General features: G+C 65.7%; 10 protein-coding genes. 1 reads left to right on the top strand and 9 read right to left on the bottom strand.

What is annotated here, in order from left to right:
* Positions 1-24 precede the first annotated feature (24 nt).
* The 4 genes from dop to ACEE23_RS00360 all read right to left on the bottom strand — a co-directional run bounded on the left by dop (position 25) and on the right by ACEE23_RS00360 (position 5348).
* Positions 25-1542 carry a depupylase/deamidase Dop gene (gene dop, locus ACEE23_RS00345; RefSeq protein ID WP_448871225.1) on the bottom strand — a complete coding sequence of 506 codons (1518 nt, stop codon included), beginning with the start codon at positions 1540-1542 and terminating at the stop codon, positions 25-27.
* Positions 1527-3071 (bottom strand): proteasome ATPase, encoded by a 1545-nt coding sequence (gene arc, locus ACEE23_RS00350; RefSeq protein ID WP_448871223.1) that lies wholly within the window; start codon positions 3069-3071, stop codon positions 1527-1529. The genes dop and arc overlap by 16 nt, the downstream gene beginning before the upstream one ends.
* Positions 3072-3155: 84 nt before the next feature.
* The gene (locus ACEE23_RS00355; RefSeq protein WP_368521143.1) at positions 3156-3992 is read right to left on the bottom strand and encodes a tRNA (adenine-N1)-methyltransferase; all 837 of its coding nucleotides are present in this window, start codon (positions 3990-3992) and stop codon (positions 3156-3158) included.
* 81 nt (positions 3993-4073) lie between these two features.
* The gene (locus tag ACEE23_RS00360) at positions 4074-5348 is read right to left on the bottom strand and encodes a M18 family aminopeptidase (protein ID WP_368521144.1); all 1275 of its coding nucleotides are present in this window, start codon (positions 5346-5348) and stop codon (positions 4074-4076) included.
* A gap of 46 nt (positions 5349-5394) precedes the next feature.
* On the opposite strand from ACEE23_RS00360, the gene ACEE23_RS00365 reads away from it, so the two are divergent.
* Complete coding sequence (locus ACEE23_RS00365) at positions 5395-6258, top strand: RecB family exonuclease (RefSeq protein WP_368521145.1); 864 nt, start codon at positions 5395-5397, stop codon at positions 6256-6258.
* Between the two features lie 146 nt (positions 6259-6404).
* Here ACEE23_RS00365 and ACEE23_RS00370 read toward each other — a convergent pair whose 3' ends face one another.
* From ACEE23_RS00370 to ACEE23_RS00390, 5 genes are all read right to left on the bottom strand, one after another.
* Positions 6405-8069: a formate--tetrahydrofolate ligase gene (locus ACEE23_RS00370; protein WP_368521146.1), complete on the bottom strand. Its 1665-nt coding sequence runs from the start codon at positions 8067-8069 to the stop codon at positions 6405-6407.
* A 141-nt stretch (positions 8070-8210) separates the two neighbouring features.
* Complete coding sequence (locus tag ACEE23_RS00375; protein ID WP_448873490.1) at positions 8211-9518, bottom strand: anaerobic C4-dicarboxylate transporter; 1308 nt, start codon at positions 9516-9518, stop codon at positions 8211-8213.
* Between the two features lie 231 nt (positions 9519-9749).
* The gene (gene aspA, locus ACEE23_RS00380; protein ID WP_368521148.1) at positions 9750-11315 is read right to left on the bottom strand and encodes an aspartate ammonia-lyase; all 1566 of its coding nucleotides are present in this window, start codon (positions 11313-11315) and stop codon (positions 9750-9752) included.
* Positions 11316-11426: 111 nt separating this feature from the next.
* Complete coding sequence (gene hisG / locus ACEE23_RS00385) at positions 11427-12272, bottom strand: ATP phosphoribosyltransferase (RefSeq protein WP_368521149.1); 846 nt, start codon at positions 12270-12272, stop codon at positions 11427-11429.
* 79 nt (positions 12273-12351) lie between these two features.
* Positions 12352-12615 (bottom strand): phosphoribosyl-ATP diphosphatase, encoded by a 264-nt coding sequence (locus tag ACEE23_RS00390; protein ID WP_368519337.1) that lies wholly within the window; start codon positions 12613-12615, stop codon positions 12352-12354.
* Positions 12616-12663 lie beyond the last annotated feature (48 nt).

The raw sequence follows: 12663 nt of genomic DNA on the forward strand, positions 1-12663 counted from the left end.
AAAGCTTCGCTAGTGCTACTAGTTCTAACGGTACTCCGGGCTAATCCCCTCGGTCTTAAGCCGGGAGATGAGCTGGTCGATCCCCAGCTCGCCGTGGATTATCGCCTCGCGGGTCTCCGGCGGCGCCGTTAGGAGTTCGTCCAGCTCGAAAAGCGCGGTGAGATCGCCCTGGCGAAGCGCCACGTACTGCCAGTTCGCCGAGATCAGATCGGCGGCGTAGTGCTGCATGAACGCTCCCCGCAGGCCCGCCCGGGAACCCGGCGGGGCGACCTCGGCGGCACGCTCGATCTCCTCCTCGCTGACCAAGGTGCGCAGCTGCCCGCGGCGCACCAGCGCGTGGTAGAGGGACTTGGCCGGGTCGATGTCGGTGTACTGCAGGTCAATGAGCGCCAGCTTGGGGTCATCCGCGGTCACCCCGCGATCCAGGTAGCCCTTGATGAGGCGGTACTTGGCTACCCAGTCCAGCAAGTGCGCGGCCTGCAGGGGATCGGCATCGAGCAGCTCGATAACCTCGTCCCAGCGGCGCAGGACCTCGCGCTCGGCGTCGGTGTCCGCGCTAACCCGCGAACGGTAGACGGACAGGATTTCCAACGCGGTCGCCTCGCCGCCGCCGCGCAGCGGCAGCTCCTCCTTGAGCTCCAAGTCCCGGCTGACGGTGCTCACGGCCTCGACCGGGTTGGCCAGGCGCACGTCGCCGAAGTCCACGCCGGCCTCGATGGCGTCCATGACCAGGGAGGTCATCCCCAGCTTCAGCAAGTTGGAGGTCTGCGACATATTGGCGTCGCCGATGATGACGTGCAGGCGCCCGAACTGGTGGGCGTCGGCGTGCGGCTCGTCGCGGGTATTGATGATGCCGCGGTTGAGCGTGGTCTCCAGGGAGATCTCCTGCTCGATATAGTCCGCGCGTTGGGAAATCTGGAAACCGGGCTCCTCGCCCTCCGGGCCAAGCCCGACGCGCCCGGCGCCGGTAACAACCTGCCGGGTAACGAAGAACGGGATGAGGCCCTGGGCTAGGTCATCGAAGTCAGTGCTGCGCGACCACTGGTAGTTCTCGTGGGAGCCGTATGATGCCCCCTTGCCGTCCACGTTGTTCTTGTAGAACTTCAGCGGCGGGCAGGGCTCGTGATCACTTAAGACCGAGGTATCCTGTGCCGTCAGCTGGGCCACGGCCGCGGCCGCCTTGCGCAGCACCACGTCGCCCGCGGCATCGTAGAGCATGCCCTCCCAGGCGTTCCGGCACTCCGGCGAGGAATACTCCGGGTGGGCATGGTCGACGTAGAAGCGCGCGCCGGAGGCAGTGACCACGTTGGCCACGCCGATGGCGTGCGGGTCCACCACTGGGACGGTCTGGTAGCGCTTGAGGTCGAAGCCGCGGCTGTCGCGCAGCGGGTGCTCCTCGGCGAAGTCCCAGCGCGTGCGGGCGTCGGTGTGCAGGGCGGCGTAGGCGACCACCGCGTGGGTCGAGGAGACGATCGGCGAGAAATCCGGCCGATCGGGGGTCACGATGGCGTATTCGGTCTCGGTTCCTAGAAGGCGTGCCACGTGGGGCTCCTAAATCCAATCAATTCGACGTGCGTGATGGGCTGCCCGGTGGCGTTGCCGCCGACGATCTTGGCCCACTCCTCCGGGTTGGTCGAGGTCGGCACGTGCTCGCTCTCCGACTGCTCGGCCGCGATCGCCTGGGACAAGTGGCGCATCTCGATGGCCGCCTGCTTGCCCGTGGCCAGGGACTCCTTGATGGCCAGCTTCTTGGCACGGGCCACGATATTGGCGATCATCGCGCCGGACACGAAGTCGCGATAATGGAGAGTGGTCACCGAGTCGTCGGCGTGGTGCAGGTTGACGAACGGGCGCGGGGCGAAAAGCTCCGCGATGCTCGACGAGATCAGCGCCTCCCGGTCTCCCGCGTGCGGGATGGACTCCGGGAAATGGCGCTGCATGATTTCGCGCGCGCCCTGCTTGTTGGGCCGGCTGACGCGAATCTTGATGTCGAGGCGGCCCGGGCGCATGATCGCCGGGTCGATAAGCTCCTCGCGGTTCGTCGCGCCGATGACGATGACGTTGCGCAGGTCCTCCACGCCGTCGAGCTCAGCCAGCAGCTGCGGGACGACCGTGGTCTCCATGTCGGAGGACACGCCCGAGCCGCGGGTGCGGAAGATGGACTCCATCTCGTCGAAAAAGATGATGACCGGGCGGTTGGTGGACTTGCCGGCCAGCTCGCGGGCGCGCTCGAAGATCAGGCGGATCTTGCGCTCGGTCTCGCCCACGAATTTGTTGAGCAGCTCCGGCCCCTTGACGTTGAGGAAGTAGCTGGGCTCGCCCGCCCCCATCTTCTGCGCCAGGGAGTGGGCCACCGCCTTGGCGATGAGCGTCTTGCCACAGCCCGGCGGGCCGTAGAGCAGAACGCCCTTGGGCGGGTGCAGCTCGAAGGAGCGGTAGAGCTCCGGGTGCAGAAAGGGCAGTTCCACCGAGTCCCGGATCTGGGTGATCTGCGCGTCCAGGCCGCCGATATCAGAAAACTCGACCTCGGGGATCTCCTCCAGGGACAGCTGGGAAACCTCCGTCTTGGCGACGACCTCCAGCCCGATGCCGGCCTTCGTATCCGCCAGCACGGTATCGCCGGCGCGCAGCGAATCGCGCAGCGACTCGGCCAGGGTGATGACCCCCTCGTCGGCCGGGCCGTTGGTGACCAGGGCTCGGTCGGGGCCCAGGCGCTCCAACACGGTGGCCAGGTGCCCGGTACGCTGGGCTGCCACGCCCTCGACTACGACGATGCCATCGCCGATGCGCACCTGCTGGCCCACCCGCAGGGAGCCCTGCTCCACCTCGGGGGAGATTTTCAGGCGCATGTGGCGCCCGTTGGTAAAGACCTCGGCCTCCTCACGGCCGCCGGAAGGAGTCTGGCTATAGCCCAGGAACGTGCCGTAGGTCGAGGCCGGCTCGGCCAAGGCGTTGACATCGGCGGCGAGCTGGCCGAGCTTGTCGCGCGAATCCTTCAGCAGCTCCGCGAGCTTCGCGTTGCGGTCGGCCAGCTGTGAAATCTGGCGACGCAACTCTTTCGTGTCATCCATGTCACTACCCTAACGTTTTTAGCGACGAGCGGACTATCCGCCCCAACATTGTGCGGGGTTGCCTATCCCCCGCGGATAGATTCCCTAACGGCGGGCGCGGCGCTGCGGGCGCGGCGGCGTCACCCCGTCGGCTAGGCGACGGGTCCAGATGAGGAAGGCCGTGTGCGCGTTCATGCGGTGCTCCGGGCGCGTGGCCAGGCCCTCGACCTTCCACTCGCGGACCAGGGATTCCCAGGCACGCGGCTCGGTAAAGCACTTGAGCTCACGGATGCCTTCCATCACCTTCATCAGCTGCGGCACGGTGGCCACGTACGTCATGAAGACGCCACCCGGGATCAGCAGGTCGCGGACCTTCTCCAGGTGCTCCCAGGGCTCCAGCATGTCCAGGATAATCCGGTCGACCGGGCCACCCAGGTCTTCGACCTGCACGTCGGCCAGATCGCCCAGGCGCGGGGTCCACCACTCCGGTGTCTCGCCGAAGTATTCCTTGACGTTGTCCACGGCGTATTCCAGGTGGTCGTCGCGCACCTCGTAGGAAAAGACCTGGCCCTCCGGGCCAACTGCGCGCAGCAGGGTCATCGACAGCGCGCCCGAGCCGGCGCCGGCCTCCAGTACGCGGGCGCCCATGAAGATATCGCCCTCAACCAGGATCTGGGCCGAGTCCTTGGGGTAGATGACGGCCGCGCCGCGGGGCATCGACAGCACGTGGTCCACCATCAGGTGGCGGAAGAGCAGGAAGTCCGAGCCCAGGCTGGAGGTGACCACCGAACCCTCGTCGAGGCCTACGATCTGGCTGTGCTCGATGATGCCCTTATGCGAGTGGAACTGACCACCCTCGGCTAGGACGATGGTGTAGTGCCGGCGCTTGGCATCGGTGAGCTGGACGCGGTCGCCGTACTGGAAGGGGCCGGAATAGGCCATGTGCTTGTTGCTCCTTGCATCTTATTGGGCCAGAAAGGCTGGCCGCCCGTTGTGAAGCGGGGACCAGTCAACCCGGCTATTTTAGCCGACCAGGTATTCCAGCAGCGCGCCGGACAGTGCAGCCTGGTCAGAAACGCCGACCATCTCGCGCGCCGAGTGCATCGACAGCATGGGCACGCCGATGTCCACGGTCTCGATGCCTAAGCGGGTGGCGGTAATCGGCCCGATGGTGCTGCCGCAGGGCACGTCGTTGTTGGCCACGAAGCGCTGGAAGGGCACGCCCGCGCGCCGGCAGGCGTTCTCCCAGCGGGTGATGGATTCGGAGTCGGAGGCGTAGCGCTGCTTGCCGTTGATCTTGGTCACCGGGCCGTGGCCGATGAGCGGCTGGTGGTGCGGATCGTGCTTCTGTGCGTAGTTGGGGTGCACCGAGTGCGCCGCGTCCGCCGACACGCAGTGCGACTGGGCGAAGACGCGGAAGAGATCGTCGCCGCTGGCGCCCAGGCCGACGGCAGTGCGCTGGAGGATATCGGCCAGGATGGGGCCCGCCGCGCCGTAGCGCGAGTTGGAGCCGACCTCCTCGTGGTCGAAGGCGGCCATCACCAACACGTCAGGGCCGTCGTAGCCCTGGGCCGCGGCCTTGAAGGCCTGCAGGCTAGCGTGCACGGAGCTCAAATTGTCCATCCGGCCGGCGGCGATGAACTCTTCGGCCGGGCCGAACAGTCCGGCCGGCTGCGCGGCGGCAGTAATCAGGTTGAACGCGGCGATGTCCGTGGCCTGCACCCCCAGCTGCTCGGCGACGTACTCGCCCAGCGAGGCATACTTGCCCCCGTCACTGAGCTGCCAGACCGGCTGCAGGTGGAACTGGCGGTCCGGGGTGAACTCGTCCTTGCGCACCATGTGGATGGCCAGGTTCGGGATCCGCAGGATGGGGCCGGTGCTGACCAGGTGCGTGGTCTGGTCCCGCAGGGTCACCTGACCGGCCAGGGTCAGCTCTCGGTCGAACCAAGAGTGCAGAATCGGCCCGCCGTAGACCTCCACCCCGATCTGGTCCCAGCCGGCATGCTGGAAATCCGGCTCGGGCTTGACCGTGAACCCCGGCGAATCGGTGTGGGAACCGACGATCCGAAAGCCCCGCAACTTCTCGCCCGCGCCCTCAGCCAGCCGGGGCGGGACGATATAAGCCATCACGGCGCCCCCGCGGACCACAACGTGACCGCCGGGGCTCACGTCCCACGCGTCCTCCTCGCGCTGGCGTTGGAAACCGGCTGCCACCAGCTCGCGTTCCACGTTGGCCGCGGCGTGGTAGGAACTCGGGGAAGCGTCAATGAAGTCGAGGAAATCCTGCGTGCTAGTCATACCCTCTACCTTGCCACGTCCGCGCGCGCGATAGGGTAAAAACACCATGACTGAATCTTCCCAGCCCGCTACCCCGGCCCAGCCGCGCAAGCCGCGGCCCCTGGCGCTATCGCCCTCCCGCGCCTCCGACTACCAGCAGTGCCCCCTCCTCTACCGTTTCCGCGCGATCGACCGCCTCCCGGAGCCCAAGACCTTGGCGCAGGTCAAGGGCACCCTGGTCCACGCCGTCCTGGAGGAAATGCACGAGCTGCCGCGCGAGCAGCGCACCTATCCAGCCGCGGTGAAGATGATCAAGCCGGCCTGGGAGAAAATGCGCGCCGGGGACGCCGAGCTGGACGAGCTGGTGCCCGAAGATCAGACCCTCGATTTCTTCGTCCAGGCCCGCGCGCTGGTCAAGGGCTATTTCGAGATGGAAAACCCGCAGGGCTTCGACTGCCAAGAAGTCGAGATGTACGTCAACACGGTCCTGCCCAACGGCGTGCCCGTGCGCGGGTTCATCGACCGCGTCGACGTCGCCCCGACCGGTGAGGTCCGCGTGGTCGACTACAAGACCGGCAAGAAGCCGGCGCCTAGGTTCAGCCACTCGGCGCAGTTCCAGATGCGCTTCTACGCGCTGGTCTACTGGCGCCTGCTGGGCACCATCCCCACCCAGCTGCGCCTGATGTACCTCAAGGTCATCGACTCGATGTTTTTGACCCCCAGCCGCGAGGAACTCGAGTACTTCGAGCGCGATCTCGGCGAGTTATGGGCGCGCATCGAAGGCGACGGCAAGGCCGGCACCTTCCACCCGAAGACCTCGAAGCTGTGCGGCTGGTGTTCCTTCCAGGACCTGTGCCCGGCCTTCGGAGGCGCTCCCCCGGCCTACCCGGGCTGGCCCGGCTCGGCGGCCGATGCCGCCCCCACCAGCTAGCCGGCCTTCCGCCGCGCCCGTTATTCTGCCCCGGCTCGGCCTGCAGCCCTACCGGCGGAAAGCCCTGCGCAACGCGTAAAACCCCGCAGGCCCGAAACTCGAAAGTTCGGGCCGCGGGGTTTCGCGATCCTTAAGCTATGTAAAGCCTAGAACAGGCCGGAGATGAGGCCGTCGGCGTCGACGTCGATGTTGTTGGCCGCCGGCTTCTTCGGCAGGCCCGGCATGGTCATGACGTTGCCGGTCAGGGCGACCACGAAGCCCGCGCCGGTACGCGGCAGCAGCTCGCGCACGTGCAGCGTGTGTCCTTCCGGGGCGCCCAGGGCCTGGGCGTCGTCCGAGAAGGAGTACTGGGTCTTCGAGATGACCACCGGGAGCGTGTCCCAGCCGTTGTCCTTCAGGTACTTCAGGTCCTTGATGGCCTTGGAGCCGTACTCGACCTTGTCCGCGCGGTAGATCTCCGTGGCGATCTTCTCGATGGAGGCTTCGATGCCCTCCGCCGGGTCGTACAGCGGCGCGGAGTTGCCGCCCAGGTTGTCCAGGACGATCTGGCCCAGCTCGAGGGCGCCGTCGCCGCCCTTGGTGAAGACCTCGACCTCGGCCAGCTGCACGCCGACCTTCTCGGCCCAGTCGCGCATGAAGTCACGCTCGGCCTGGGTATCCGACGGGAAGAGGTTGAGCGCGACCACCGGGGTGACGCCGAACTTGCGCACGTTTTCGACGTGGCGCTGCAGGTTCACCACGCCCTTCTCGAGGGCCTCGACGTTTTCGTTGGTCAGCTCGTCCTTGGCCACGCCGCCGTTGTACTTCTGGGAGCGGATGGTGGCCACCACCACGGCGGCGTCCACGTTCAGCTCGCCGAAGCGGGACTTGATGTCCACGAACTTCTCGCCGCCCAGGTCGGCGCCGAAACCGGCCTCGCTGAGCACGACCTCGCCGTATTCCAGGGCGGTCTGCGTGGCCAGCAGGGTGTTGCAGCCGTGCGCGATGTTGGCGAAGGGGCCGCCGTGTACGAACGCGGGGGTCCCGCCCAGGGTCTGGACCAGGTTCGGGTTGAGGGCATCGCGCATCAGCGCGGTAAGCGCCCCCTCGGCCTCGAGGACACGGGCGGTGACCGGGGCCTGGTCGTAGGTGTAGCCCACGGTGATATCGCCCAAGCGCTTCTTCAGGTCCTCCAGGCTGGTGGCCAGGCCGAGGATGGCCATGATCTCGGAGGCGGCCGTGATGGTGAAGCCGGTCTCCGCCGGCACGCCGTGGGCCGGGCCGCCCAGGCCGGTGACGACGCCGCGCAGGGCGCGGTCGTTGACGTCCAGGCAGCGCTGCCAGGTCACCCGCCGCGGGTCGATGTTCAGCTGGTTTCCCTGGTGGATGTGGTTGTCGATGATGGCGGCCAGCGTGTTGGTCGCCGCGGCGATGGCGTGCAGGTCGCCGGTGAAGTGCAGGTTGATGTCCTCCATCGGCACGATCTGGGAGTAGCCGCCGCCGGCGGCGCCGCCCTTGATGCCCATGACTGGGCCCTGGGAGGGCTCGCGCAGGGCCACGATGGCCTTCTTGCCCAGCTTGGCGATGGCGTCGGTAAGACCAATCAGGACGGTGGACTTGCCCTCGCCGGCCGGCGTCGGGGACACGCCGGTAACCAGCACGAGCTTGCCGTGCTCGCGGGAGTGGTCCAGCTTGGTGATATCGACCTTGGCCTTGGTGGTGCCGTACGGGATGAGGGCGTCGGCGGGCAGGCCGGCTTTCTCCGCGATATCGGCGATGGGCTGCAACTGGTGGGACTGAGCGATTTCAACATCGGATGGCTGAGTAGTCATGGTCCCTATCGTACCGAGCTGGCGCGCCCGTGTGGCCAGTTTCATCCATAGACCCAAAGCGATAGAAAAATCACCCCGGAACCGCTGTTGTACTGCGGCGCCGAGGTGACGAGAAAGCTGGGGATGCCCTCCCCGGTGGGCCTAGACCACCACTGCCCCGATGGCGTAGCAAAGCACGATGGACAGCACGATGCTGACCACGCCGGGGACCAGGAACGGGTGGTTGAACACTGCCTTGCCGATTCGGGTCGAGCCGGTGTCGTCCATCTCCACCGCCGCAAGCAGCGTCGGGTAGGTCGGCAGGACGAACAAGGCGGAAACCGCCGGGAACGCTGCCAGAGCCGTGAGCGGGCTAACGCCCAGCGCCAGGGCGGCCGGCATGAGGGCCTTGGTGGTAGCGGCCTGGGAGTACAACAGTGCGGCGGCCAGGAAGAGCACGACGGCCAGCAGCCACGGGGTGGCCTGGATAACGTCGCCGGCCAGGGCCTGGATGTCCTCGATGTAGTGGTTGATGAGGGTGGTGCCCAGCCAGGCCACGCCCAGCACGCAGACGCACGCGGACATGCCGGACTTGAAGACCTGCGTGCTCAGGACATCGCCGGCCGGGATCTTGGTGGCCATGACGATGGCGGTGGCGGCAGTCAGCATGACGGCCATGATGGCCTCGTTACGCGGCAGGGTCGGTTCTGCAATCAGGCCGACCTGCTCCGAGGTGATGGTGGCCCAGAGCATCACGATGACGATGGCGACCAGGAAGATGAGAACCGACAGCTTCGCGCCCGGTGCCGGGGTAAACGAGGACGCCCCGATGGGTTCCTTGACGCGGCCGGCGGCCTTGCGCTCGAGGTAGACCGGATCGACGTCCAGCTCCTTGCCCATCTTGTTGGCCAGCCAGGCCGCCGGGAAGATGGACAGGAAGGTCGCCGGGATGAGGACGGCCAGCACCTGCAGGTAGCCCACGCCGGCAGGCTCCAGGAGGGACGCCATCAGCACGACGGCTGCGGAAATCGGCGAGGCACAGATAGCCATCTGGGAGGCGACGACCGCAATCGACAGCGGGCGCGACGGACGCACGCCGCCCTCCTTGGCGACCTCCACGATGACGGGCATGGTCGAAAACGCGGTGTGGCCGGAGCCGGCGAGCACAGTCATCAGCCAAGTGACGACCGGGGCGAAATAGGTGATCTGGCGGGGGTTTTTGCGCAACAGGCGCTCGGCCAGGTGGACGAGGTAGTCCATGCCACCGGCGCGCTGCATGGCGGCGATGGCGGCGATGACGCACATGATGATGCCGATGACGTCGAAGGGAATGTCTTCGCGGGTGACCGGCACTCCGGTCAGGCCCAGGGCCAACACGCCCAAGCCGCCGGCGAAACCAATGGCGATGGAGCCCAGCCGGGCGCCCAGGAAGATTGCCGCGAGGACAATCAAGATATGGATAACAACCATGGAGGTCTCCAAACGTTGTAAAAAATTATCACTACGTTACTATTGTGCCCCGCCGGGGTGATTCATCCCAATTGAAATGCCCGGTTGTGTTGATTGCCACACCCGCTTCGGTGGATTGGCGTCCGTTAGGGCAAAAACAAACCCTCCGGCCGCGGGGCCGACTCCCCTATTCAGGGAGCCAGCCGCCGCAGCGGGAGGGCATGCCGAGCGTCGTGCTCTACGCGTTAAGAATTAGTTCTCATCCATGTAGAGCTTGCCGCGGAACTCCGGGTGCATGAGGTTTTCCACGGACAGCACGCGGTCCAGGGTCTCCTCGTCCAGCAGGCCCTTCTCCAGGACCAGGTCGCGCACGCCCTTGCCGGTCTCCAGGGACTCCTTGGCGATGAGGTCGCCGTTGTGGTGCCCGATGAAGGGGTTCAGGTAGGTCACGATACCGATGGAGCTCTCGACGTAGTGGCGGCAGACGTCCGCGTTAGCGGTGATGCCCTCCACGCACTTCTCACGCAGGGTATCCACGGCGTTGCCCATGATGCGGATGGACTGGAACAGGGCCTCGCCGATGACCGGCTCCATGACGTTGAGCTGGAGCTGGCCGGCCTCGGCAGCCATGTTGACGCTGATGTCGTTGCCGAAGACCTTGAAGCAGACCTGGTTGACGACCTCCGGGATAACCGGGTTGACCTTACCTGGCATGATGGAGGAACCGGCCTGGCGGGCCGGCAGGTTGATCTCGTTCAGGCCAGCGCGCGGGCCGGAGGACAGCAGTCGCAGGTCGTTGGAGATCTTGGACAGCTTCATGGCGGCGCGCTTGATGGCCGAGTGCAGCAGCACGTAGGCGCCGCAGTCGGAGGTGGCCTCGATGAGGTCGCGGGCGGTCTTCATCTCCAGGCCGGTGACCTCGGACAGCGCGGCGGTGACCTGGTGGCGGTAGCCGGCGGGGGTGTTCACGCCGGTACCGATGGCGGTAGCGCCCATGTTGATTTCCAGTAGGCGAGCCTGGGCGTCGCGCAGGACGGCCTGCTCCTCCTGCAGGTTGTGGGCAAACGCCTTGAACTCGTCGCCCAGGGTCATCGGGACGGCGTCCTGCAGCTGGGTGCGGCCCATCTTCAGGATGTCCTGGAACTCGTTGGCCTTCACGCTGAAGGCGTTCTGCAGCGCGTCCATCCGCTGGATCAGCTGGTCGATGGAGGCGTACAGGCCCAGGCGGAAGCCGGTCGGGTAAGCGTCGTTGGTGGACTGGGACATGTTGACATCATCGTTCGGGTTGATGATGTCGTAAGCGCCCTTTTCCTCACCGAGGTACTCCAGCGCCAGGTTGGCGATGACCTCGTTGGTGTTCATGTTGACCGAGGTGCCCGCGCCGCCCTGGAAGACGTCCAGCGGGAACTGGTCCATGCAGCGGCCCTCTTCCAGAATCTGGTCGCAGGCCCACATGATGGCCTCCGCCTTTTTCTTCGGCAGGGTGTGCAGACGGCGGTTGGCCATGGCGGCGGCCTTCTTGACCTGGGCCATGCCGCGGATGAACTCCGGAATGGAGTTGATGGTCACGTACGAGATCTGGAAGTTGTCCATGGCGCGCATGGTGTGCACGCCGTAGTAGGCGGAGTTAGGAACTTCCATCTCGCCGATGAGGTCCTGCTCGATGCGGGACTTCTTCGACTTAGCAGCGGTCTGCTTGGTCTGCTTGGTCTCCTTGTCGGACTTAGCAGAGTCGGAAGCGGTGGAGGCTGCGGTGGTTTCCTTGTCCTGGACGTCCTCAGAAGGCTTCTTAGTATCCTTCTTGGCATTCTTTGCCATCTCGGCGACGCTCCTTTGCGTTTTTCGGGGATGAATTTAAGTACTTCAAATACTTGACCCCCATGGTAGCTAGCAAAGGAGTTTTAGAATCCTCGCGCCGAAGGTGTACCCCTAAATGCGGGCAATGCGGAGTTCGGAACCCAGAATTGCCTCGGCGCCGAGGCCTGAAAGATCATCCATCAGTTGGTTCGCCTGCTTCTTAGGCACCAGCGCGCGCACCGCGACCCAGCCCTCGCGCGCCAGCGGAGACACCGTCGGGCCGGTCAGCCCCGGGGTGATTTCCGAGGCAGCCGGGAGGTTTTCCTCCGCGATGTTGTAGTCGATCATCAGGTAGCGGCGGGCGTTGAGAATACCGCGCAGACGCCCCAGGAGGATCTCCTCCTCGCGCCCCACGGTCGCGCCCTTGCGCTGGATGACCACGGCCTCGGAGCTAATCAGCGGCTCGCCGAAAGGCTCCAGCCCCTGCTCCCGCAGGGTGCGGCCGGTGGAGACCACGTCGGCGATGACGTCGGCGACGCCAAGCCGAATGGAGACCTCCACTGCCCCATCCAGGCGAATGACTTCGGCCTCCAAGCCGCGCTCGGCCAGGTCCTTGCGGACCAGGTTCGGGTAGGAGGTGGCGATGCGCTTGCCGCCCAGCTGGTCCACGCTCCAGCCCTCGCCCTTGACCCCGGCGTAGCGGAAGGTCGACCCGCCGAAACCGAGGTCGAGGATCTCTTGGACGTCGGCCTTGGCGTCGGCGGCCAGGTCACGGCCGGTCACGCCGATGTCCAGCACGCCCTTGGCCACGTAGATGGCGATGTCTTTCGGGCGGAGGAAGAAGAACTCCACCCCGTTGGCCTCGTCGACGACGTTGAGCGACTTGGAGTTGCCGCGGGACTTGTACCCGGCTTCCGCGAAGATGGACATCGCGGCTTCGGACAGCGAGCCCTTGTTGGGCACTGCGATAGTGATCATGCGTGTGTCTTTCTTCCCTGCTCGTGTGTACTCGAATGGACTGGGTACGCCGTGCGCCAGAGGCAGCGCAGCGCGGGCGTTAGAGGTACTTGTAGATGTCCTTGGGCTCGAGGCCACGGGCCAGCATCATCACTTGGGTCCAGTACAGCAGCTGCGAGATCTCCTCCGAGAGCTCCTCGTCGGATTCGTACTCTGCCGCCAACCAGACCTCGCCGGCTTCCTCGATGACCTTCTTGCCGATGTGGTGCACACCATGGTCCAGGGCGGCAACGGTGCCGGACCCTTCCTCCCGCTCGGTGGCCTTGGTCTTTAGCTCTGCAAATAAATCATCGAAGGTTTTCACGCCATCTATTGTTCCATAGAAATTAGCCAGTAGGTCGCAAGCGCTATT

The organism is Corynebacterium sp. 32222D000AT (assembly GCF_053546955.1).

Bases quoted from the DNA above. Each gene is read 5' to 3' on its own strand.
- aspA (WP_368521148.1), bottom strand. From the start codon at position 11,315: ATGGCAAAGAATGCCAAGAAGGATACTAAGAAGCCTTCTGAGGACGTC.
- ACEE23_RS00365 (WP_368521145.1), top strand. From the start codon at position 5,395: ATGACTGAATCTTCCCAGCCCGCTACCCCGGCCCAGCCGCGCAAGCCG.
- ACEE23_RS00370 (WP_368521146.1), bottom strand. From the start codon at position 8,069: ATGACTACTCAGCCATCCGATGTTGAAATCGCTCAGTCCCACCAGTTG.
- ACEE23_RS00375 (WP_448873490.1), bottom strand. From the start codon at position 9,518: ATGGTTGTTATCCATATCTTGATTGTCCTCGCGGCAATCTTCCTGGGC.
- hisG (WP_368521149.1), bottom strand. From the start codon at position 12,272: ATGATCACTATCGCAGTGCCCAACAAGGGCTCGCTGTCCGAAGCCGCG.
- ACEE23_RS00360 (WP_368521144.1), bottom strand. From the start codon at position 5,348: ATGACTAGCACGCAGGATTTCCTCGACTTCATTGACGCTTCCCCGAGT.
- arc (WP_448871223.1), bottom strand. From the start codon at position 3,071: ATGGATGACACGAAAGAGTTGCGTCGCCAGATTTCACAGCTGGCCGAC.
- ACEE23_RS00355 (WP_368521143.1), bottom strand. From the start codon at position 3,992: ATGGCCTATTCCGGCCCCTTCCAGTACGGCGACCGCGTCCAGCTCACC.